Raw genomic sequence first — 24,516 nt, forward strand, 5'->3', positions numbered from 1 at the left:
TTAAGATGAGAAATTAAAGATATAAGGGGAGTTATTTCTCATCTTAATATATATGAATTTTTACTCTAACCAGCCGCCTTGGTCCCAGTTATCATAGCCCATTGTGCCGGATACATTATGATTCCAGATAATTTCTTTGTAGCTCAATTCCAGTTCTTCATACATTTCCTGTTCATTTTCCTGAACCGTATGAGGAAGCATAAACCGCAGGCTGGAAATAACAGCTTTCTTTAATTCAATAGAATAGAATTTTTCGTTATAGCCCTGTTCATTGGTCCGGTAAAAGTTAAGGGTACAATCAACGTGCTCTTGTTTGGCAAATGCAGTGGCAAGCAAAGGACTGGCTTTATCAATATTTTTGGTGATTGAAATAGGGGAATGTTCTTTGCTGTGTTGCTGAGGATCTTTTGTCATGAGGTGAGAACACTCCAGCACAGTAATCTCATCCGCATGAGTTTCCTGATACTTATTTCCCATAGAATCTTTGGTGTTACAGCCGCTGGAGATCATGCCTTGTTTTTCACCATTAATGGTGATGTATGCTACGTGTGCCATCTGATGTTTGTCTCATAGTTTGGAAAATGGCTCTATTTTATTTATCAATAAGTTTTATGTCTATCTTTTCCTTATGAAATTATGCTGTAAATTGATACCCACCCCAAAAGTTTTGTATACGTTTCATGAGTTAATTGTCAATAGACATCCGGCGGATTGTATTATGATTCATGGGATTGATGCCCGGTGTGATGACTGATTGCCTGATGGGTGCAGAAAGTGTTTATTTATGCCAAGACTTCACAGTCTCTCAGTCTTGTTTCCGGCCAATAAAAAGCCCCGCCCGGGGTACGGGCAGGGCTTTTCCGGTCGTTCCCATGACCAGAGTTAACTTGCTAAGCTTAGCGCATTTTTTGCTTGGTGTAGCTGATTACGGCATCGGCTTTATCCTGCGTAATCATATTCGGGCCGGTCTGAACGTTTTCAGAGGGTAATAATGCTGCCCGGTTGTAGTTGTGCAGAATGACCAGCGGCATGTAACCTTGCAGATATTGTTGCTGGTCGAGTGCGAACAGGATTTTGCCCTGAGAGATGCTTTGCAGCACATCGGCGGATAAGTCGAATGTGGCCAGTTTTGCTTTGCTGTTAGCCTGCATAATTGCTTTCTGGGCCGGACCGGCAGCCAGTGTTGCCAGAGTCAGCACGCCATTTACATCCGGATTGCTCTTCAGATAGGCTGCAACCGCCGATTCAATCTGAGCCGGATCGGTGGAGACATTCAACACTTCACCTTCACCTTCAAGACCCTCAATAAATCCGTCACAGCGGGCGGTCAGGCCGACGTTATCCGGTTCCTGGTTGACACAAACGCCTTTACTCACCCCTTCTTTTTTCATGAATATTCCCGCTTTTTCGGCAGCGGCGTATTCACTCTGGCCGATATGCATGATGGCACCAAATTCACTGGAAAAATCTTCTCCGGAGTTTATTGAAATGACCGGAATTCCCTTGGCAACAGCGCCCTGAATCGCATCGCCTAATGCATCTGCATCAGGGATGGAAACAACGATCCCGTCCGGCTTGCCAGCAGCAGCCTCATTGATCATTTTTGCCATCTCAGCGCCGCTGAATTTAGCGGGCGAACGATAATCCAGAGTGACCCCGAGCTCTTTGGCGGCCGTCTCTGCACCATTTTTCACGACATCCCAGAAAGAGTCACCAACCTGACCGTGGGTGACATAGATATATCGCTCTGCCTGAGCATACCCCGTTAACATCAGCAGGGTCATAAATATTGCAGTTGTTGATCGAATGAATTGTTTGAATACATGCATCTTGTTACTCCCTCGGAATCTAGGCTTTTTTCACTGCGTATTAAATCGCAATCACTCTTCCTTGCGATTCGGGTTGATGTTCACGTTAAAGGTTCCACGTTCAACCTATGGACTACAAACATATAGTTGACAACGGATGATTGTTCCAGCAGCTAGTAGGTAAAACGCCGGGTCAGTCTGTCCAGTTCGTGTGCATCAGAATTTATGGTTTCCACAACCCCTAATATCTGCTGGGTTGCCTCACGGTTGGCATCAACATTTTTAGCGATTAAATCCATACGGCTGGCCATATCCCGGCTGGTTGCTGCAATCTCTGAAATGGCGACCACCAGTTGCTGAACGGCCTCTGAAACTTCATCACTGCGTGTTTCAATCGTCTGCGTGGCCTGATGAACATCTTTCCCCAGTGATGTCGCCTGAGTAACGCCTTCAGAACCTCCGCGTACCGTATTGGTGACTTCTTTGACCTGCTGCTGAATGGCCTCAACGGTCGCAGTAATCTGCGATGTTGCTTTTACCGTGTGTGTTGCCAGCCCTCTGACCTCATCGGCAACCACGGCAAAGCCGCGCCCGGCTTCACCGGCCCGTGCTGCTTCTATGGCAGCATTTAAAGCCAGCAGGTTGGTCTGTTCTGTGATGCCGTTAATCAGTTCCACCACCTGATCGATGCTCTGCGATTTCTCAGCCAGTTCGCCCAGGCTGCTGTTGGCTTTGCCGACCCGCTCAGAGGCATTGTCCAGCGCTTCCACAGCTTCTTTGATTAAGCGTTCATTGGTGTTGGCGATGGTGTGTACATCTTTGGACAGCGAAGACAGATTCCCACCGGTTGAAGCCACTTCATCGGTGGTAACGCTGATTTCTTCGGTGGAAGAGGCCAGCGTCGAGCTTTGCCCGGAAACCTCAGTATTGGCCTCAGCAATTGTATTGATGGATTTATCCAGCTGTTCTGACATCTGAGTCAGCCTCTGGCCTGTAGAAACCACCCGGTGAATGATTTCCTGCAAATCGGTAGCCATCTGGTTTGCCATGTCGGCCAGCTGGTCGAATTCATCGTTTCTTTCCCGGTTTGGGTGCAGCCGGTGAGTCAGGTTACCACCGGCAATGGCTTTCATCAGATCAACCACCTGACTCAGGTTACGCCGGACACCCAAACCAATCCACGCCAGCATGAGCATCAGCGTAATCGCCAGCAGTGGCGTGCCGATCAACAGGCTCAATTCGGCTTTTTTCACCGTATCATCAGAATATTGCTGCGCGACGACCTGCAAATCATTTTCCATGTAGTTGAGCGTGTCGATGACTAATGTACCGAATTTTTCCTGGAGCTGGTTCAGTTTGCTATTGTGATTGAAATAAGAAATTGCCAGCTCTTTCATCGATTCCAGTTGCTGTTCGAATTGCTGGAAAAGTGTCTTGTTCGGGACATAAGCGCGGGCGCGCTTCGCGGCCCGTTCCAGTTGCTTGAGCTGTGAATCCAGTTTCGAGACCGCTTCTGCGCCGGGAGAAAGCAGAAATTCTTTTTCAATCTGACGCATTTTGGTCAGCTGGCGCAGGGCGCTCCGTTTCCCGGTCAGAGCTTCTTCCAGCTGAGCACCGGACCGGTTCAGTTCACTGACAAGCCCGGTGTCATCTGTGCCTAACTGTTGTTCGACCTGATGTGTAACCAGCAGTTGCCGGCTGTAATTTTTCAGCTCTGTCTGAATATCCTGCAGATACTTTCTTGCCTGAGGATCTTCAATAAAGTCGAGCAGTGTCTGTAATTTTACTGTTTCTTCCTGTTCCATATTCCGGATTTGCTGATCACCCTGACTCTGAAGCTGGATCATCCGCAGTTGTAACTGTCTGATTTGATCTTTACCGTGACCCACTTTAAAGACAAACTGTGAAGACTGTTGAATATTATCCAGTCCTCTCCATGTAACGGTAGCCAATACCACAACGCCTAATATCGCTGCCACGACGACCAGTATGAGTTTAACGGTAAATGTTGGCTGTAAGCTTTTGATTGGCATAGTCGAACACCCTGTTGACTGAAACTACATTCTCTGTCATTGACGTAAGTATAGTGTAGGCAAGGTAATTCGCCATGAGGCAGGAATAATGCAACCTGATGTTTATTCACGATTTTATCTTTTGCCAATGACCGCCAGAGGCTTGGTTTATCAGCTTTTACTGATAGAAATATCCGCGGGAAATTCAGGTAATCATCGTGCAGTGAATGAGCAGTAATGTGATAATTATCAATAAAAAACATCCTCAAGCTGTACTGTAAACTATCACTGTCGAATGGCTGTTTTGTTCCCCGTAACGGATGCGTCAGCTGAGCCGGACTACCGGAAATTGTTACAGGCTGTGTCGGTCCGGCATTGCATCTGTCCTCACAATGCCGGAAGCAGGCCCGGGTAACACTGTTTTATTGTTCGTATTCGATACTCAGATCAGGCACAACCTGCTGCCGGGGCTGAGTCGCCGTAACCGGAAACGCCGGTGCCGGCAGTAACGGAATCAGCAGCTGTTCAATGTCAGGCCAGAGTTGTTGCCGGCTGACCGAATGAGAAAACAGCGCAAAATACTCTAAGCTGCCCGGAATCATATGGCGGGGATTGTGGGGTTTCTGTTTTTCAACCGGTGCCAACAGTCTGATATCAGATTCGCTGAGCAACGTCATATAGGTAGTCAGCACCGGCAGCAGCCTGACTGACAGTTGGTAGAGTGGCTTGATTTTCCCCCGGCAGGCAAGCGAACTGATAAGTCGCCGCAAGCCGTGTGGATGACTGCCCACAGACTGTGTCAGCAGATCAGTCACCTGGCTGAGTGTTTTTTTCAGTGGCGAAATTTCACTTTGTGACGCGACCAGACACAATAATAATTTGAGCAGGTTTTTTTGACTGTTCCGCTCTTCATAGTCGGCCTCTGCCTGTATCAGTTGCTTGGTTAACTGATTGAAACGAATCAGGTGTTCCCGGCTGAAGTAGGGGTCTTCCGGCGTGACGTCCACATGATACAGTTTTTCTGCGAACTCATAATCCAGCTGGTGTCTCGGAGATGTCCGGGTATTGTCGAAAGATTCAATTTGATGCAGCATCAGTGTATACAGGAAATCAGAAGCAGGTCCGGAGGTGGTCTGTTTGTCGATCGCTATCACATCAATCAGCTGAATCAGGGAATCACTCAGATCACAAAGCAGCGGAATCAGCCGGTAGTCTTGTCGTTGCTGGTAAGTCATCAGTGTTTTTTTGATGCGGATGATGTGACGAAGCAGATGCATTGTCAGTTCATTCGCCTGTTCAAACAGTTGATCCGTGATCAAATAGCGGCTTTTTCCCGGCGAAAGTTCAAGCAGTTCCGGATCGGAAGGATAATACAGGCAGGCATGGAGCTGTGAGACGATTTTCTGAATTTCATACAGCGCTTCTTCCGTATGTTCAAGGACATTCATCGCTTCCTGAAACACCGAATGTCCATCCCGCGGATGGAGACGGTAATGATCAGGATGCAACAGCAGTTGCAGTGGTTTGCAGTGGGAGAATGCCGCTTTTACTTTTGACCAGCAGGACGGGAGCGGGGCGTTCTGAATATATTTCAGGTGTTCTTTTAAACCGGGAGTTTCCTGCTCCGTGCTTTTTATCGCTGCAATCAAATCATACATGGAAAAATCAGCAACGACCCGCTGAGTCAGATCAAAGTCATTGGTGACGTTGATGATGGCGCAGTCCTGATGCAGCCGGGTGGTATTCAGCTGATGCTGATGCTTAAAAAAAGGCGTTGAGAGATAAACAATACTCTTAATCTCCCAGTGAGACGGCCATTCACTCGCGCTGGCTGCCCGTTTGGTCAGTTCATTCAGCACATTTCCGCCGTGGGAATGACCAATCAGATGGAAGGCGACCCGGTGATTCAGATATTCCTCATAGTGCGCTTTTTTACCATTGCTGCCACATAACCGGTCGGCAAGATAAGCGCCGGCAATTTCACGATTGGCCTGGGTGTTATCACCACTCCAGCCATGTTCATCAAACAGCAGCAGATTAGACCGCTCGGCACACAAGCGCCTTAATCCTCTGATTAGTTGGGGATAATCTTCCCAGTAGCTTTGTGCCACCCGGCTGCTCCCGGCGGGTTGCGCTTCTCCGGGGCGTTTCTCTCCGTGTTGCTTCTCTCCGGGGATAGTACAAGTACAAACGGGCTCCACTGCGCCGGCAATCAGAATAAAAATGTGTTTGGTGTCATGGTTCATCGTGATTATCCATTCGCTTGATGATTGATCGAAGTAATGTGAACTGCTGGTTATCACTGTGTTGTTTTTCGCTCCCATACGGTAATTTCGGAGAGTGTGTGCTGAAATTTATGGCTGGTTTCCCGGATCACAAACGGAATGGGTTCCGGGGTTTGCAGCAAACGGAAGTGAGGGCCGAGGATTGCTTTTAACCCGTCCAGTGTGGTGAAGTTTTCCCCGTCTTTTTTAAATCCGCCGATCCATTCGTGTTTTTTGGTGTGTTCTTCGAGCCAGGTGTAGGGTGAAGCAAGAATCAAAATCCCGTTGGGATTGATGCGCTGATACAGGGAGCTCAATAGTTTCTCCGGACTATAAAGCCGGTCAATCAGGTTCGCTGCAAGAACCAGATCATATCCCTGATAATGTGGTTTCAGATTACAGGCATCGCCCTGAAGAAAGGTAATGCAGCCAGCGGTTTCATTCAGGCCCAGCCCGGCCAGCGTGCGTTCCCGGTAGACGACCAGCTCTCCTTCATCGATCAGGCTGTAACGCAGAATGCCACTGTCTCTGAACTGGTTCGCCAGATCGATAAAACGGGCAGAAAAGTCAATGCCGGTGACCTGATCGAAGTCCTGAGCCAGTTCAAATGAAGCGCGGCCAACGGCGCAGCCTAAATCCAGTGCATGTCCGGTATGACGGCCATGCATGACCTGCCGGGCCAGTGTCGCTAATGCCTGATGAAAGTTTGCGACGCCGAAGTAGCTGTCACCATAATGAAATTCAGCATATTCGGACAGCAACTTGTCGGTTTCATAGCGGGACACCGTTTGTTGCGGAATCTCTCCGCCAGCCACATAGCGGAACCCGGCATGCTGAAAGAAGTGTCGCCGGAAAGCATAACGTGACCAGGGCAGGGCTTCGTTGCCGGTTGAGATCCACGAACCACCTTTCATCAGGTTATGCTGGTCGTCAAAGGTTGGCGTTGTGAAGTCATCATAGAGCGGGTGAACATCGAATCCTTCATACGGATAAGTGGGCGTTTCTGTCCATTGCCAGACATTGCCGGCGACATCATAAAAATCGCCCTGTTTAAAATGATCAACCGGGCAGCTGGATGCCCAGTGATGCAAATGCAGGTTCGCATCTCCCGGGTTGTCGGCCAACAGGTGCTGATAATCGCTGTGGGCGACGATCCGGTGCCATTCATCTTCTGTCGGCAGCCGTACCGGCTGATTTATCTGGCCTGCTTTCCAGTGGCAAAATGCTTTGGCTTCATGATAATTGACTTCCACCGGCCAGTTCATTGGCAGCGGGATCTCCCGTGTCATCAGCCTCAGCTTCCAGCCATGATCCGCCGCGACCCAGAATTCCGGACAGCTTGCCTGAGCGTACTCACGCCATGCCCATCCTTCCTGCTGCCAGTATGCTTCGGTCTGGTAGCCTTGTGCTTCCACAAAATCGAGAAATTCCCGGTTGGAGACCAGAAACGCACTGGCCTGAAATGCCTCGATTTCTGCTTTGTGTTGCCCGTATTCGTTGTCCCAGCCATAAACCGGATCATGATAGGTTTTGCCCAGGCTGACTTTGCCAGCGGGGACAGGCACCAGATAGTTGGCAGGGGCATCACCTGAGTGCTCACAGACAGGCCAGTCCGGACTGTCTTTTACCCGGCTCAGCTGATGTTGCCGGATGAGCACGGAAGAGGTTTCAAGATGAATACGCTCATGTTCGATTCCCATGATGACGGCCCAGAATGGGTTGGCCCAGTCAATCGGCAGGCTCAGCGGTGCTGTGCGGATAATTTGATCGACCTTGGTGCGAACCTGCACCCGGTATGCTCTGACTGCATCAACCGGCGGCCAGTCGTAATGGGTTTCGTCCAGATCATCCCAGCTCATTTCGTCAACCCCGATGGCAAACATGGATTCCATTTCCGGGTTAATCCGCTCTTCAACCAGACCAGCCAGCAGTAATTTGTTGATAAAAAATGTTGCGGTGTGTCCGTAATAAAAAATCAACGGATGGCGCAGGGAAATTGGTTTTTGATAGAAACTTTCATCTGAAGCGAGCAGGGTAAATAGTGATTCATATTCATCATACGTGGTATGAAAATAATTCAGTAACTGCTCACGTGTGTGCCTGACGTCTGTTTCGGATAAACAGGGAGAAACAGGGAGCTTTTTATTCATATTGTCCTCGTTAATGGCTGGTCCCCGGCAGCGACGGCATGACGACTGCACATATTAAACCTGTCGCTATGCTGCAGACAGATAGCTATCTTCAGGTGGTTCAGGTATAAGTGTTTTTACGCATATACATTCAAAGTGTAGACGTAAATCAGTAAAAAATAATGATAAGGGCCGCAATGAGGTATTCATTCGCTGTATACCCAAGCAATCTGAAGATGCAGGATTCAGCGTGCAGCCGAAAGGTACAGTTCAAGAAAAGGGAATGCAGGAATGTACCCACCTTTCAAATTATCCTGACGCAGACATGTGCCTTTCAGCTCACGCCCTGCGGGTGAGTTTGTCCGGATGATGAGCGTCGGGGAAAGCGCATCTCCTCAATACGATTCCGGCAGCGAATTATCATTCATTCTGACAAATGGCCCCTTTTTTATGATCTGTACGATAAATTTACCGTTTGTTTATATTCAATTGGGCTCATATTGATCTTCCTTAAGTTTTTCTTAAGAAACTGCAATTAAATTCGGCACTTAGTTTTCAACAGATTTGATTGAAGGTAGAAGCTGATGCTGAAATTAACGCTATTACTCATCGTCCTGTGGTTCCCTGCATTGTTATCCGGATTAGAAGATGCCGGTAATTTTTATTACTGGCGATATCAGCTGATTATGCTGACCGGGATTATAGGGACAGGGTATATGGGCATAGCTTCTTTGCTTGCCGTGCGGTTTACGTGGACTGAAAAACTGGTGAAAGGGCTGGATAAAGGATATGCCATTCACAAAAAACTGGGCATTGGTGCCGCAGTCGCACTGATTGCCCACTGGTTATTGATTAAAAGTGCCAAATGGCTGATTGCGGCCGGATGGATTGAAAAAAGAGTGCATCATCACCGCGAAGTGGAAGGGATTAACTGGCATTCACTGGCCAAAGATACCGGAGAATATACTTTTTATATTCTGCTGGTCTTTGTGTTGATCAGCCTGATAAGTTTAATCAGCTACCGGCAGTTTAAGTACATTCACAAAGTGGCGGGGTTGTTGATGATTGCCGGGGCATTTCATTCTGTGTTCTTTCTGGACTGGAGCCTGCCTTCGGCAGGGATTGATGCGGTGATTGTGATGATTTGTGTGGCTGGCGTTGGCAGTGCGCTGCTTTCACTGAGTGGCAGAATTGGCAGCAGGAAAAAAGTATCTGGTGAAGTCACGCATGTGGAACGGTTTGTGCCGGACGGAGGCGAAAACCGGGTGATTCATTTTATCGTTCAGCTCACATCGTCACTCCGGTACCGGGAAGGGCAGTTCTGTTATCTCAATTTTCATGATGGTGAATCACCACATCCGTTCTCCGTGCTGAATTATGATCCGCTGGGCAACCGGCTGGAGTTTGCTGTGAAAGAGCTGGGAGATTATACCCGCAATATGGTGGAGACGCTGAAAACAGGCCAGCCGGTGACGGTGGAAGGCGGTTACGGACACTTTCAGATTCCGGAAACAGACCATCAGGTCTGGGTGGGTGCCGGAATCGGGATTGTGCCATTTATCTCCCGTTTGTACTGGCTAAACCGGCAGGCAGGCCGGCAAAAACGGCCTGAGCTGATTCATCTGTTTTATTGTGTCCGCGCAGAGAAAGAAGCTTTTTTTATCAAAGAAATCAAACGGCTGACCGATCAGCTGGATTATATTCAGCTGCATTTATCCGATGCGGATAAAGGTGTGTTTTTATCGGCACCGGACATCACTGAAAAAATGGCCGGAAAATCATTTGATGTCAGTTTTTGCGGGCCGGACTCATTCGGCCGGCAACTGGCCGAAGCGTTGCAACAGTGGGGTTTACCTGCTTCAGCATTTCAGCGCGAATTGTTTAAGATGCGCTAGATATTCATACGCCCTCCGGATGAGCTGATGACGGGAGGGCGTGATGATTTCAGAGTCTGTTTTGTATCCGGTTCACCTGATTGATCTGAATGATACGTTTCAGGTTGTCTGGCCCGGCCATATTTGAGCCTTGACTCAGATTTTTGTCACTCAGGTACTTTTGTGCAGTGAGGCAAGTGGTTCTTCAGACTCTGTTTTTTCCTCTGCCACATCTTCAGTCACATCATCGGACTGCTGCCAGCCAAATCCGTTCAGTTGCATGAATTCAGCTTTCATTTTGTGGTAATAATTTTGTTGTGTCAGTTTCTCCGTGCGCATTTCATGCAACAGCATCCGGACACTTTCCTGAACCTGAGGCGATAATTCATATTCATCCAGCCGGATTAACCGTTCACTGTCAACCTGAATGTCCTGCGGGCCATAAAGTTTGTCTGTAAATAACCGCTGCATCTGCTGGTTACAATTTTCATTGGTTCCCCGTTGATCCAGTACTTTGCTGAGCATCATCAGATAAGGCAGTAATCCCGGAATACACACACTGGCACGGGTCATCAGCGCCTTGCAGACAACTGCGTAAGCGCCGCCATCAAAATTGGCCAGCTTCAGGTTGAGCGCGTGGCTGGTCTGATGAAGGTCGACCTTCGCCATGCCAAGCGTCCCGTTCAGATAGATCGGATAAGTCAGGGGCGAACCAACATAAGAAAATGCAATGGTCTGGCAACCCGGTGCAATGGATTCAGAATTGATGAGTGTATCCACCCAGCTTTCCCAGGCTTCACCACCCATGACTTTCAGGGTCGCATGAATTTCATCCTCAGTCGCAGGTTTGATGGTCGTTTCATGGCACAGGTCTGTGGCGAAATTAATTTCCGGGCAGGTGACTGACTGGGTTGTGGGTTTGAGAACGGCACGCCAGTATTCATCCTGATCCGGTTGTTTGCGTTTACCAGATGCAATGCTGTAGATAATCAAATCAACTTCACCGTCAAAATAAGTTTCGATGGCTTCGATCACTTCATCTTTGGTGGTCTGAGAGAAGACATCGCCCTGAATATTGATGGCTTCATAACCGGCTTTTTCAGCATATTGTTTGAAATAGAGGTTATTGTAGTAACCGGCATTACCGGATTTTTCTGCTCTGGGTTGAGTATCGAGAGAAACCCCGATGGTTTTTGCACCGGCACCGCCGAAGGTCAGTGCAATGCGGGCCGCGAGCCCCAGACCAGAAGAAGAGCCGAGAATTAAAACCCGTTTGGGACCATGCTGAATCTGAGAAGCAGACTGAGCATACTGAATTTGCCGGAGAATAAACTGCTCACATCCGGCCGGGTGAGCCTGTTTTGCAACAACTCCCTCAATCAATGAATTTGTGTGCATCATTTGGTTTACCTGTTAGTGGTGAAACTTTGTTCACGTTAACGTAAACAGTATAAATGTTTTTTGAGCCAGGGCATTAAACCCCCCATTTTATGCATCAATCCGGTGTTTTATGCAGCGGTGTTGGTGAAGTCTGAAGATTATATTCATCCCATTTGAAGATACAGGTTGTTTGGGTATAGCTACATTAATAACGGGGCAATCTGTCTGGCAACGGTATCGGCAATCCATGGTTGCGCTTTGGCATTCGGATGCAGACCGTCATCTTTCATCCATTCCGGACGGATAATGACCTGTTCAAGAAAGAACGGAATCAGCGGTACCTGTTTGATATCTGATATATTTGTATAAATAGCAGAAAATAACCGGCTGTAGCGTTGCCCGTAATTCGGTGGTATCCGGATTTGCATCAGAATCGGTTTGCCACCGGACTGAGAAATTAAATCAATGATCCTGACTAAGTTTTTCTTTGGTATGCTGGGAGTAAAGCCACGGAGACCGTCATTGGCGCCGAGTTCGATCAGCACGTATTCCGGCGCATGTTGTTTAAGTAACTTTGGCAGCCGGGCCAGTGCATTGCCGGTGGTATCGCCGGACACACTGCCGTTAATCACACTGACAGTCCGGTCGTGTTTTTTTAAAGCATCAGGTAATAAACTGGGCCAGGCCTGCTCAATCGGCATCTGATAACCGGCACTCAGACTGTCACCGAGAATCAGTAATTGTGTACATGTTGCCTGAGATGAAAAAAGAATCAGCCATAAAAAGGATAACCAACGTATCATGAAAAGCGCCCCTATAATCTCTGCCCGTTCACTGGTCAAGACAGTGTCTACGAATCAGCAATCTTTGACAATTGTTAAAGATGTGAGTTTTGATATTTTTCCCGGAGAAAGCGTTGCCATTGTCGGAGCCTCCGGTGCCGGGAAATCAACCCTGATGGCAATTCTGTCCGGGCTGGATATGCCGGTTACCGGTGAAGTGAAATTATTTGGCCGGCCGCTGCAGAGCCTGAGTGATGAAGAGCGGGCGGTGATTCGTAGTGAGTCTGTCGGGTTCATTTTTCAAAATTTTTTGCTGATACCAAGTTTATCTGCATTAGAGAATGTCACTTTGCCGTGTCTGTTACGCGGGGAAAAAGAGGACACAGAGCGGGCAAAAAGGTTACTTGATGCGGTTGGGTTATCGGAGCGGCTGCATCATACACCGGCACAGTTGTCCGGTGGTGAGCAGCAGCGGGTTGCGATTGCCAGAGCATTTATGCTCAGGCCTGCGCTGCTGTTTGCTGATGAACCGACAGGGAACCTGGATCAGACAACCGCAGAAAAAGTGATCGACCTGCTGTTCCAGCTCAATGAAGAAGCAGGGACGACACTGATGCTGGTGACCCATGATTTACAACTGGCAGATCGCTGTCAGCGCCGGCTGCAAATGCATGCCGGTCAGGTGGAGGAAATGATGTCATGACAGGGACTTCATTTAACCGCTCGCTGATTCGCTGGAGTCTGAAAGAAATCCGTCACGGGCAGTTGTGGCTGGTGATTCTGGCCCTGGCTTTAATCACAACCAGTATTTTTGCTTTGTCCGCGGTGGCAGCACGGATGGAGCAGGCGATTGTTAATCAAAGCAAAGATACCCTGATGGCGGATACGGTGTTTATTTCACCCGATCCTGTCCCGGAGTCTTTGCTCGTCAGAACAGAGCGCCGGGGCGCTGAAACATCACTGATGACCCGCTTCTCAACCATGCTGTTTAGCGGGGAAGGGATGAAGCTGGTGTTTGTGAAGGCGGTTGATCAGGCTTTTCCGCTGCGTGGACAGCTCCGGCTTTTCGACGGCAAATCAGAACATGCACATGTCAAACCCGGAGAAGTCTGGCTTGATCCGCAAATCCTGACTGATTTGAACGTAAACATTGGGGATTCGGTTTTTATCGGTGATCTGGAGCGGCGAATTACCGGTGAAATCACTGAAGAGCCGGGGCTGAATTTCAACCCGTTCCGGCAAATGCCAACGGTGTTGATCCATCAGTCTGATGTTGCTGCAACAGGCACAGTGACGGTGGGCAGCCGGGTTCAGTACCGGCTGTTTATTAACAGTTCCGATCAAAATATTGCATGGTTAAAGTCGGCGACTGCACTCAGCCCGTCTGAGCGCTGGCGGGATGTGAGTGATTCGGGCAGAACCTCAGATATTTTTGAAAACGCGCTGCGTTATCTGTCGCTGGTTGTGGTGGTTACCGTGCTGATCGCTATGATTACATTGCTGTTCACCTGCCAGAATTATGTGGCGTCCCGCAAACAGACTGTGGCGATGCTGAAGAGTTTAGGTGCGACCAGAAAATGGATCCGCCACTGGCTGCTGATTCAGATGGCGCTGTTGCTGAGTATTGCGCTGGCGATTGGTTTACCGGCCGGGTATCTGCTTGAGTTGATACTCCATATTCCGCTGCGCGGCGTACTGCCTTCACCATTACCTGATTTAGGGTTCGGACCGTTATGGACGACTGTGCTGGTGCTGTTACTGGTCGCTGTTCCCGGTTTTGGAATTTCGCTGTATCAGCTGGTTCATGTGAAAGCCGGAGAAGTGTTGCAAAGTGGCGTGTCTCCGGCCTTATCCGCCTTTATGCGCTGGGGATTTTTTCTGATTCCGCTGTGCGGGGTGGCGGTCTTTTTCGGCAAGAATACCTTTCTGTGGGTGGTGCTGGCCGGGATTGCCGTGGTGCTGATTCTGAGCGCCGGGGCCGGTGTTTTGGTATTAAAAGCGCTGGAGAAATTTCCGTTATCTTCTTCCTTTATTCTTGCCCTGCGCAGAATGAGCCGCGCCCCTTTAATGACCGGTATACAGTTAAGTGCGCTGGCGTTGTCTCTGATGTTGTTTGCTGTGCTGTGGATCGTCCGGACTGATTTACTGGCCGACTGGACAGGGATCTTCCCTGAGGATGCGCCGAATGTATTTGCCATCAATATCAGTACTGAAGAGAAAGACAATTATCTTCAGCAGCTGGATACAATGCAGCTTGAGCATTCGCCATTATTTCCTATGGTTCGGGGGCGGCTTTATAAAATTAACGGTACTGATGCCAAAGTCTATGCCGGTGGTGCGCAGGCGAGTGATATTTTCCGCCGGGAAGTCAATTTTACCTGGGCACAGTCACTGCCTGTATATAACCAGATTATCGATGGTCAGTGGGTGCCTGAGCAGGGCGTGTCGGTTGAATCCGGTGTGGCTGAAGATTTAAAGATAAAGGTCGGCGACTCGCTGGAATTTCGTATTAATAATCAGGCGATCATTGCGAAGGTTAATTCAATCCGTCACGTCGACTGGCGCGATCTGAAACCGAATTTCTACTTTATTTTATCTCCTGATCTGACCGGCACTTTGGCCCGCAGCTGGTTGTTGAGTTTCCGGACCGGAAAAGATTCTGTCCGGCAGATGTCGGCACTGGCGCATCAGTTTCCGACTGTCAGCCTGATTGATATGCGTCGGATCACCACGAAGATTCAGCAGATTCTGAACAGGATTATCTGGGCGGTCTCTGTCCTGACCGGCATGAGCCTGTTTGCCGGGCTACTGCTGATTTATACTTTACTGAGACTGAGCCTTGACCAGCGCCGCAGTGAAATGAAGTTATATCGCACTCTTGGGATGAGCGATAAGCGTCTGCGCTGGACGCTCTGGGCTGAATTCGGGCTGTTGGCGCTGACTGCAGGCATGATATCCGGCTTTAGTGCCGACGGCGTCGTTGCTGTGCTGGTTTCTTATGGCTTTGATTTAACAGCCCGTCCTCATTATTTGCTGTGGATTCTTCAGCCGGTGGTGGCATGTGTGATGGTCATGCTGGTTGTCTTTCACTTATTCCATTACTTGAATAATAAAAATCATCAACAGAATACTTTCCCCAGCAGTGAGTAACTTACTCACTTATCCACAGAATCAGTGGATAAACTTTGGGATAAGTTGATATCTGACGTATGCTGAATGGAACATCAGCCCATAATCTTCAATATGTTAGAGAATATATGCGCCAGAGAAAGAGGATATTTCTGAATTGTGAGTATACTCAGTCAAGTATTTTTTTCGAAAATTTTATGCTTTTTTTCCGGAGAAAAAGTAGCCGTAAAGAGATATGACAAATGGTTCAATTTATTGGTTTTTATATGGTTTATACCCAAACAGCCTGAATCCTGCATTTTCAGGTTATTTGGGTATAACGGTTATATAAAAACGTGTCTTTGAGGCATCAGACAGCAAGCGGAAAAAGACAAAATGTGGATAAGGTGTGATTGCTGCGCAGGATAATCGATGCTGATGAAAAAACCCTGTGAGCGTCGCTGCTGCACAGGGTTGAAATCAATGGCCTCTTTTATCAGACCGGCATCACGTTATTGTGGACCGGCACAGCGCTGAACCAGTGCAGGAACATCTTTCGCCTTATCGAGCTGATATTGATATGGCGGGTTTGTCCATGCTTTTGGCGGGTTGCTGCCGCTGCCTCCGGCACCGGTATCTTTCCGGCCGGATGTGTGATCATAGATGTTGCCGCGGGCGGTGATGTAGGATGGATTTGAATCCTGAAAACGATGTGGATTCTTCACGTCTTTGAAGTAGTTATTTTCTACCAATAATGAAGCCCAGGAGCCCGAACCGATGGCGTAAGAGTTTCCGGGCGCATTGTAGTAGTTGTTATAGATATGTCCTTTCCCAAATAACAGGCGTGGCATTCTCTGATCCATATTTTTACCAAACCAGTTGTGGTGAATGGTGTGGTTGTTTTTACCGGAGTCGGTATCACCGTGATTGGAACCACCCCCGAACAGTAATGCCAGACGGTGCGAACGGTTCTTGCTGGTGTAATAGAATTTAGACCAGGAAACAGTGACATGATCGGTTCCGGTTGTCAGATCCAGAATACCATCCGGGCCATCCGTGACCGTTAAATGATCGAACCAGATGTTATGGGAAGACCTGACACCGATTGAATCAACCGGACGGCCGGTATTGTTGCCCAGTATATTGATATTACGGACAATGATGTTTTGATCATTTTTAATCCGGATTCCGCCTTGAATGGTGGTATTTTTATCCACACCAACCAGTGTTTTATTACTGCCGATCCAGATCGGTTCATTCCCGGTTGTGAAGGTTCCTGATAACTGAAGCACCCGTGGTGTATCGTCTTTTGCCAGTTTTCTCAGTTCGGATAATGAGGTCACACGCTGTGGTGTAGCGTTGCCGCCACCGGTTGTACCGCCGTCAACGGTTGCCCAGCCATAGAGCTTCACCGGACAGGTATTTGAACCGCTGTCGTCGCCACCTGTTGTGTCGCCGTCATCTTCCTGCGGGCCGTAGTAACATGCTTTGACTGTGCCGTAAATCGGATCGCCGAATGTATTGTTGTCACAACTGATGCTGTTTGTTGCCAACTGATAGTTGAACTTGCCGCTGGCACCGTATGCGACTTTTCTTGTCCCTGAGAACTGACAGGTTTCATCTTCTCCGGCACAGTAGGTGTAACCATCCGGACCGTCCGTTGAACCGGTCTGTGAGTTGTCGTTTGAATCTGTCGTATCGTCGTCAGATGATGAGTCAGAGGATGCACGGGCCAAAGTACAGGACGGCGCCGCAAAATTTCCTGAACCTTCACCCTGAATATAGAATGAAGTACTTTCCCCGGCCGGGACATTGCCATTCCAGTCTAAGCTGGTGCCAGTGACCAGCGTGCCGTCGACATCAAGGTCAGCATTCCAGCTATTCACTATCTTTGGTGCCTGAGTGAAATCCAGAGAGGCTTGCCAGCTTTGCAGATTATTACCTTCACTATTGACTGTTATCTCCATCTGATAACCATTGCTCCACTGAGCACTGATTTTTGCTGAGCAGCTTGCAGCAGCGGCTTCAGGTATGCTCAGTGCATAGCAGGTTGCAATGGTGGCCGGGATAACAAGCAGACGTGTTATTTGTTTCATAATTCACCATAAAATATTAATTTTGTGTATTCATGTTATGGCTGAACAGATTTTATTCAGCTTATAGATTAATTCGATTGCATCGGTTGAAAAGCAATCGGTCACATAATAATTGACTGTTAAATATCAATCCATGAGCATATTGTATTGTTTGAACTGCGTTCATATATTTGAAAAATCTATATAATTATCTGATCCCATTACTATGCCTTTTCGTATGTATGTGTCTAAGGTTATCAATTGACCCTTTGCAACATTACACATATATATTGACTGGCGCAGAGGGTGATTCGTTATGGTCTGGTGAAATGTGGTAATCCCGTAGTAAAAATGTGATTTTCATTCTGTGACCAGACCGATAGAATGAAAAAATCATACGAAAGAGATGAGTTGCAATGATTCAGGATATTACGTCAGAGAATAAGGTGCCCCGGGTTGCTGTGATTGGTGGCGGTGTTGCCGGAGCGACCGCAGCAGTTCACCTCGGGGAGCTGGGGGTTGAAGTCTTTCTGCTCGAACGGGGTGCAGGGCTGGTGAACGGGCCGCCTATTTGTCATCTTCATGCCGGAGGAAATCTGTACCGTGAGATTTCAGAGTCTCAATGTCTCCAGCTACTCCGGCAGTCCATTGAAACCGTGCGCCTGTATCCGCACACGCTTAATAAGCGGCCAACAATTATTGCCACCCCCTTTGACGATCCTCAGGAACCGGGAAGCTTATTACCGCGTCTGGAACTGGTGAAACAGACTTATCAACAGCTGGTTGATGAAGATTCAGCCAATCAGGTTTTGGGCGATCCGGGCATATATTATCGTTTGTATTCCCGCGAAGCCCTTGAAAAGCTCAAAGACGCCGTTCAGCCTGAGGTGCCGGAATCGGTTGATGACTGGGTGATTCCGTTTGCCCGGCATGCTGATTTGGAGCGGTTGAAGTTTCCTGTCATTGTCGTTCAGGAATATGGATGGAGTGTGTTCCGGCTTGCTGCGACGGCAGCGCTGACCTTATCCCGTCTTCCCCGTTGTCATTTGTTGACGCAATCGACATTAGTTGATTCTGTGTTTCAGGATAATCGCTGGCAACTCAGGTATTTAGACTCAAATGGTCAGTTGTCTGATCTGGAGGTCGATTACATGATCAATGCCTGCGGCTATGAAACGGGAAAAATTGATGATCTGACCAATCATCGTTGTGAACGCATGGTTGAGTTTAAAGCTGCCTACGTGACCCGCTGGCGTCATTCGGATGACATCTGGCCGGAGGTGATTTTTCACGGGCAACGGGGAACACCGCAGGGAATGGCTCAGTTAACACCTTATGCTGACGGTGTGTTTCAGCTGCATGGTATGACCACCGAGATTACTTTATTTGATGGCGGATTAGTCCGGACGAAAAGTGATTCATCTCAGCCCCGTTTGCCGGCGGAATTACAGGCAAAGCTTGACGATGGCTGGGAAGAGCAGGCGATTCAGGTGCGAACAGAGCGTGCCATTGCTCATGTCGGGCAATTTATTCCTGATTACTGTGATGCTGAAGTGTTTGGCAAACCATTGTTTGGTGCTCAGCAAATTCCCGGACACGATGCCACACTTCGTGCCGCAGATGTTTCTTTCAGCCGGCATCATTACGCAAGAATGGAGATTGTGAAAGGTTCTTCGGCGCTGGAAGCGGCCAGAAAAATTGTTGCCAGATGGCAACTCGGTGATGAAACGGATATTGATAAAGGCTCCATTGAGCAGCAGCATCCGGTATGTACTTCTCTGCAGGCCGGAGAAGTGGAACAGTTTGCGATTGAACTGGCCGGGTCAAGAAATTATCCGGCCGGGCTGGCTAAAATTGTTGGTCGCTGAATATTGTCCCGTCTTGATAAAGGCGGGATTACCGATTCAAATACCGGGGCGGGGTAAAGTGGAAATTCCCGTTACGGGGCCTGATTGCCTGACAGAGGCTGACAGGGGCAGCAGAAAGCGTCATTTACAATTAATTCTTCCAGTGTGCCGGGGTTAAGCCGGGACCGGAGCGGAATGTGGAACTGTCCGGCCAGCAGGTTGTTATACATTTGCCAGTGTTTCATCAGGCAGTCCTGCTCACTGTCACATTCATTTCCCCAGGTTTTCATCAGAAAAGGTTGCAGCGAGGCGGCGCTGTGGGCAAACATGATCATCTGCCATTTGATTTCCCAGAATTTAATCGGATTATCAGGGTACTTACGGTTGTATATGGCTGTCAGCTGGTCGATTGAGTGTTCGACTTCACCGGTCTGGCCGACAAAGTAGTCGAACCGTTCACCTTCCTGACGCACAACATCAGCCATCAGCTGAATCGGCTGTTTGTAGACTAAAGTGAAAGCCAGAATCCGCACCATAAACTGATAGATTCTTTCATTAATTGCCAGTGATTCCGGCAGGGTATTCAGAATATTGAGTCCGTACTGGTCAATACATTCATGGAGCGTATCACTGATGCTATACCAGATTTGCTCCTTACTCCCAAAATGGTGACGGATTAAGCTGTGAGATATTTGAGCTTTTTCACTGATCATTCTCAGAGATACTCTTGCATAACCAAATTCACAAAACAAATCGGTTGCGACCTGCATAATTTGCTGGCGGGTATTCTCGGCAGCTTGTGCACTTCGGCGGCCTTGCTTTTTTGTCGTCATGTTTGAGTACTGCTGTTTTGCTTTGTTGTCGGTGGCAATGATAAATCCTTACCGGAAAGCACAGGACTTTGCTGGCAGGACATCTATAAATTTGCGTGATTCTACCGGAGATATAACACTATCGCCAGTAACGATTCTGTTTGCTTTTTCCTGCGGGCTCAGGCAGACAGAAAACCACACAGTTTTGCTCTGCTCAGACAGGCAATGGTTTTCGCATCAGTTAACGTATTATTGATTATTTTCTGTTCCAGTGCTGCCAGAGAGAAAGTTTCAACTTCAATCACTTCATCTTCATCCTGTTGGAATCCATCTGTTTCTGTTAAATCATGAGCCAGAAACAGATGCTGAACTTCATTACAAAATCCTGCCAGTGGGGTGATTTGACCAAGCTCTGTCCACTGTTCTGCAGCCAGTCCGGCTTCTTCTGCTAATTCTCTTTGTGCGCATTCCAGCGGGGATTCTCCGCTCTCCATCGTGCCGGCAGGTAACTCATACAGCCATGCCTGAATTGAAGGGCGATACTGGCGCAGGATGATGATTTTGTTATCCCGGGTCACCGGTAAAATAACGGTGGCGCCGGGATGAGTAATGGTTGTGTGCTGAAGTTTTACACCGGTCGGGAGTGTAACTTCCTGCTCTATAAGTGAAATTTTTTTCCAGGAATGAATGATTCTGTTCATGTATGTTTTTTACATTTGTATTTGTTAATTTTTTGATCTTAAGGAATATCGACTAATGAGGCAAGCTGGGATTTGATGTTAAATATCTGTATATAAATCCATATTCAATTGGTGATCGACATCTCATTTTCGGGAACATAGATTTCAACTAAACACCCAATTTATAGATCTGTTATAAGAATGAACTGAGAGACAGCGAAAATATAACGACATAACAATAAATAATGAGCGATATATAAATTACATAAATGAAAGAAACTTTCATTTCCGGTGAGAAGATGAACGGGTGAAACCAATGTCGACCAATTATTCGCAGCAAGCATTACTTTCTGAACGAATCAATAATCTTGCAAATGCTTTAGCTGACGGTGTCTATGAACGTGAGCATACCATTAAGATTTGTTTGCTGGCAGCTTTGGCCGGGGAAAGTGTCTTTTTATTAGGGCCTCCGGGAATTGCCAAGAGTTTGATCGCTAAGCGTCTGATTCAGGCGTTTGATCATAGCTCTTACTTTGAGTATCTGATGACCCGCTTTTCGACACCGGAAGAGGTTTTTGGCCCGCTGAGTATTCAGGAATTAAAAGATCATGGACGTTATCTCCGCCTGACGCAGGGATATTTGCCGACTGCTCAGGTCGTTTTTCTTGATGAAATCTGGAAAGCCGGTCCGGCGATTTTAAATACACTGCTGACCGTTGTGAATGAGAAAACATTCAAAAATGGCAGTGATATTGAGAAAGTGCCAATGAGGCTGCTGGTTTCTGCATCCAATGAACTGCCTGATGCAGATAGTGGCCTGGAAGCTTTGTATGATCGTATTTTGGTGCGTGTTTACGTCAACCGAATTCAGGATAAGCGCAATTTCAAATCGATGCTGACCGTCGGTACACCACAGGAAGTACATATTCCCGAAGGTTTAGCAATCACTGATGAAGAATATCATTTATGGCAGGCGAAGCTTGATAAGTTAGTACTGGATAATGATGTTTTCGAAAAATTGTACCAGTTAAAAACGTTGCTTGAACAGGCGGCTCAGGCGCGTTTCCCTTCTGACCCTGAAGCGATGTATGTGTCTGATCGTCGCTGGAAAAAAGCTGTCAAACTTTTGAAGGCGAGTGCTTTCTTTAACGGGCGCGATGCGATTAATCCTTTAGATCTGCTTTTATTACAGGACTGTTTATGGAACAGCCCGGAGTCTTATGCTGTTGTCAATGATGTCATCCGGGAATTTGCGCTGCGCCATGCGTTTGATCAGCAGCAGGTTGAAAGTCAGATTGATATTGCTCAGGAAACACTCAGGGACATTCAGGATTCACTTGAAGCACAATTTGCCATGACGCTTTCTCAGGAGACATCGGCCGGGCTGATTAAGAAAAAAGTGTCGCATTATGATTTGAGTGGCGCGAAAACCTTCCAGGTCGGCAATCAGTTTGGGTTCGTCAAACTGGTGTTATTGCAGGATAACGTGACTGTCACTGAAATGGAGAGCCTCGATAAGAACTGCCGCTGGATTTATGTGGCGGTGCATGAGCTGGAAAAGCTGATTCGTGATGGTGGCGGTGAAGTATTCGGTTATACCAATGAAAACGCTAAGTTGTGCTCTCTGAATCTGGATGTGGACTCTGAAAGCCGGCTGGTCATTAAAGATATTGCGAACCGTTCTGTGTTTCTTTGCCTGGTGACGAAGCATAAGCAGGACTTGTCTTACCTTGAACGGTGGACTGATTTGATTGGACAGACTCAGAAAGATCTGGATCAAACAGCTTTTCATTTGCGTCAGCTTCACCGCCAGTTTCATGATGCGCTGCCGCATAACTTTATTGATCCGGAAATGCCTGTGGCAATGGAAAATACTTTACAGCAGTTGCAACAACAGCTTGATTCCGCCATGGATAAATGTACCGGATATGCGCAGCGTTTAAATCATCTCAGTCAATATTTTTCGTAGCAGGAGTAACCGATGTTAGGGGCAGATAGTGTGAACCTGGCGATGATGATTGCCGATTCTGGAGTCGTTGATTCTGCAGTGAATGAACTGATGATGAATACACAGCTCATGCTGGTTGTGGAAAATCAGGGCGTTGATTCCTCAATTAAAAATCATTTGATGAAGTGGCAGAATCAGGTTAAAACCCGCATGACAAAAGTGTGTGAGGCTGAGCGATTCCAGCAGGAACTTGCTTTGTATCAGCAGGTCATTCACTGGGATGAAGTCACTTTTTTCCAGCGTATTCAAGACGTGGTTCAACAGCTGGAATGGCATTCAGCATTTTATACTCAGGCCCGCCAGTTAACTGAGAAAAAGATCAACTTCAGCAATCCGATGTTTCCCCGCTACTTCTGTGATCAATGGTATCGCAGTTTATCTGATGCCTTAAAACAGGCGCAGCTGACAGAACTGGAAGCGAATAAAGAAAAAGTGCTCAAAGATCTGTATCAGCGTATTGAAACCCTTCGTCATATGGACACGGTCACAGATACTGATGACGAACAGAGCACCCGGCGATTATGGAATATGGCCTCCGCCAAATTGAGCCGGGGCGATATTTCAGTCATGAAAAAGCATGCTGAATTTCTGAAGAAACATAAAGATATACAGGAGATTGCTAAAAGTCTGGGCCGGATGGCGAGCCTTGTGGATGATGAAGATCTGTATCGTGCTCCTGAAGAAACCCTGTCATTGGTTGAAGAAAAATCAGATGAAGCAACCGATGATATTGTCGGGATTCATCAGGGTGATGATCTGAATAAATTACTGCCGAACGAAACTCTGTTTCTGGCGCACCCGGAGCTTGAGGTTATCTTCTACAAACACCTGATCGATAAACGGCTGCTGAATTATCATATGGAAGGGAAATCGAGAACCCTCTCGAAAGTTATGACCTCAAAAGCTTCTAACCGGCAGGCAGATATTGAGAAAGGTCCATTTGTTGTTTGTATTGATGCATCAGGTTCAATGAATGGTTTCCCGGAACAGTGTGCAAAAGCGGTTGCCTATGCTTTGATGCAAATTGCGCTGGCAGAAAACCGGGAATGCTATGTTGTGATTTTTTCGACTCAGGTGATTACTTACGAATTAAGTAAACAGGATGGTTTACGTGAGGTTTGTGATTTTCTCAGTTATACGTTTAAAGGCGGTACGGACCTGAATCTTGCGATTACCGAATCAGTGAAAAAGATGCAGGAAGGTATCTATAAAAATGCAGATCTAGTGGTGATCTCTGACTTTATGGCACCGAAACAGTCAAAGGACGTCATTGAAAAAGTCAATGCTTTGAAAGAACAGACAAACAGATTCCACGCGATCACGCTTTCCAAATATGGTAATCCTCAGGTTATGGGGATGTTTGACCATTGCTGGTCTTATCATCCGGGGTTGATGGGGCGGTTAGTTAAACACCGCTGAATTTCACTTTTCTTATGAGACGAAATCAACCGGATCCAGCGTTTTCGGTACAGTAGCTTCCAAAGATGCAAGACCTCATTAACAGTTTGTTAATGAGGTTTTTTTGATCATTTTTTCCGGAAGACGGTAATCCATTCTGAGTGCGTTAGCCATCCATACATTTCTCATTATTCATATGATTTATAATCGCCGGTTAACTTTTGGTATGATTCACGCTTTTACTATTAATTATTATTTTAATGTTATATGAGCTGCATTATATAAATGGTGGGTGTTTGATCTTATTTTATAAGTGTGTATATTCAATTAAAAACAAAA

General features: G+C 47.4%; 16 protein-coding genes. 6 read left to right on the forward strand and 10 right to left on the reverse strand.

Annotated elements, in window-relative coordinates; translation table 11 throughout:
* Positions 1-60: 60 nt before the first annotated feature.
* From OC443_RS20750 to ovoA, 5 genes are all read right to left on the reverse strand, one after another.
* Positions 61-555, reverse strand: a complete 495-nt coding sequence (locus tag OC443_RS20750) for an Hcp family type VI secretion system effector (protein ID WP_073580415.1) — start codon at positions 553-555, stop codon at positions 61-63.
* 341 nt (positions 556-896) lie between these two features.
* Positions 897-1,829 (reverse strand): sugar ABC transporter substrate-binding protein, encoded by a 933-nt coding sequence (locus OC443_RS20755; protein WP_073580417.1) that lies wholly within the window; start codon positions 1,827-1,829, stop codon positions 897-899.
* 152 nt (positions 1,830-1,981) lie between these two features.
* The gene (locus OC443_RS20760; RefSeq protein WP_073580419.1) at positions 1,982-3,841 is read right to left on the reverse strand and encodes a methyl-accepting chemotaxis protein; all 1,860 of its coding nucleotides are present in this window, start codon (positions 3,839-3,841) and stop codon (positions 1,982-1,984) included.
* A gap of 401 nt (positions 3,842-4,242) precedes the next feature.
* A complete protein-coding gene (locus tag OC443_RS20765; RefSeq protein ID WP_143169237.1) occupies positions 4,243-6,066 on the reverse strand; it encodes a hypothetical protein in 1,824 nt (607 codons plus the stop codon).
* Positions 6,067-6,119: 53 nt separating this feature from the next.
* Complete coding sequence (ovoA, locus tag OC443_RS20770) at positions 6,120-8,234, reverse strand: 5-histidylcysteine sulfoxide synthase (protein ID WP_073580423.1); 2,115 nt, start codon at positions 8,232-8,234, stop codon at positions 6,120-6,122.
* 563 nt (positions 8,235-8,797) lie between these two features.
* On the opposite strand from ovoA, the gene OC443_RS20775 reads away from it, so the two are divergent.
* Positions 8,798-10,108 carry a ferredoxin reductase family protein gene (locus OC443_RS20775; RefSeq protein ID WP_073580425.1) on the forward strand — a complete coding sequence of 437 codons (1,311 nt, stop codon included), beginning with the start codon at positions 8,798-8,800 and terminating at the stop codon, positions 10,106-10,108.
* 150 nt (positions 10,109-10,258) lie between these two features.
* Here the strand turns inward: OC443_RS20775 and OC443_RS20780 are convergent, their stop codons facing one another.
* Complete coding sequence (locus tag OC443_RS20780) at positions 10,259-11,485, reverse strand: trans-2-enoyl-CoA reductase family protein (protein WP_073580479.1); 1,227 nt, start codon at positions 11,483-11,485, stop codon at positions 10,259-10,261.
* A gap of 182 nt (positions 11,486-11,667) precedes the next feature.
* Positions 11,668-12,270, reverse strand: coding sequence for an arylesterase (locus tag OC443_RS20785; RefSeq protein WP_073580427.1), 603 nt, complete (start codon positions 12,268-12,270; stop codon positions 11,668-11,670).
* On the opposite strand from OC443_RS20785, the gene OC443_RS20790 reads away from it, so the two are divergent.
* Entirely contained in the window at positions 12,269-12,952 is a 684-nt protein-coding gene (locus OC443_RS20790; RefSeq protein ID WP_073580429.1) for an ABC transporter ATP-binding protein, read from the forward strand. The genes OC443_RS20785 and OC443_RS20790 overlap by 2 nt on opposite strands.
* Complete coding sequence (locus OC443_RS20795) at positions 12,949-15,399, forward strand: ABC transporter permease (protein ID WP_073580431.1); 2,451 nt, start codon at positions 12,949-12,951, stop codon at positions 15,397-15,399. Before OC443_RS20790 ends, OC443_RS20795 begins: the two co-directional genes overlap by 4 nt.
* A 470-nt stretch (positions 15,400-15,869) precedes the next feature.
* Here the strand turns inward: OC443_RS20795 and OC443_RS20800 are convergent, their stop codons facing one another.
* Positions 15,870-17,453 carry a pectate lyase family protein gene (locus tag OC443_RS20800; protein WP_073580433.1) on the reverse strand — a complete coding sequence of 528 codons (1,584 nt, stop codon included), beginning with the start codon at positions 17,451-17,453 and terminating at the stop codon, positions 15,870-15,872.
* 407 nt (positions 17,454-17,860) lie between these two features.
* On the opposite strand from OC443_RS20800, the gene OC443_RS20805 reads away from it, so the two are divergent.
* Positions 17,861-19,300 carry an FAD-dependent oxidoreductase gene (locus OC443_RS20805; RefSeq protein WP_200796897.1) on the forward strand — a complete coding sequence of 480 codons (1,440 nt, stop codon included), beginning with the start codon at positions 17,861-17,863 and terminating at the stop codon, positions 19,298-19,300.
* A 71-nt stretch (positions 19,301-19,371) separates the two neighbouring features.
* Here the strand turns inward: OC443_RS20805 and OC443_RS20810 are convergent, their stop codons facing one another.
* On the reverse strand, positions 19,372-20,112 hold the full coding sequence (locus OC443_RS20810; RefSeq protein ID WP_073580437.1) for a TetR/AcrR family transcriptional regulator: 741 nt from the start codon (positions 20,110-20,112) through the stop codon (positions 19,372-19,374).
* Between the two features lie 158 nt (positions 20,113-20,270).
* Positions 20,271-20,792: an NUDIX hydrolase gene (locus tag OC443_RS20815; protein WP_073580439.1), complete on the reverse strand. Its 522-nt coding sequence runs from the start codon at positions 20,790-20,792 to the stop codon at positions 20,271-20,273.
* Between the two features lie 295 nt (positions 20,793-21,087).
* Between OC443_RS20815 and OC443_RS20820 the strand changes: the two genes are divergently transcribed.
* Together OC443_RS20820 and viaA are read left to right on the forward strand one after the other, a co-directional pair.
* Positions 21,088-22,740, forward strand: a complete 1,653-nt coding sequence (locus OC443_RS20820; protein WP_073580441.1) for an ATPase RavA domain-containing protein — start codon at positions 21,088-21,090, stop codon at positions 22,738-22,740.
* Between the two features lie 12 nt (positions 22,741-22,752).
* Positions 22,753-24,198 (forward strand): ATPase RavA stimulator ViaA, encoded by a 1,446-nt coding sequence (gene viaA / locus OC443_RS20825; protein ID WP_073580443.1) that lies wholly within the window; start codon positions 22,753-22,755, stop codon positions 24,196-24,198.
* Positions 24,199-24,516: the final 318 nt, after the last annotated feature.

The sequence above is a fragment of the Vibrio quintilis genome, assembly GCF_024529975.1.
GTDB lineage: Bacteria > Pseudomonadota > Gammaproteobacteria > Enterobacterales > Vibrionaceae > Vibrio > Vibrio quintilis.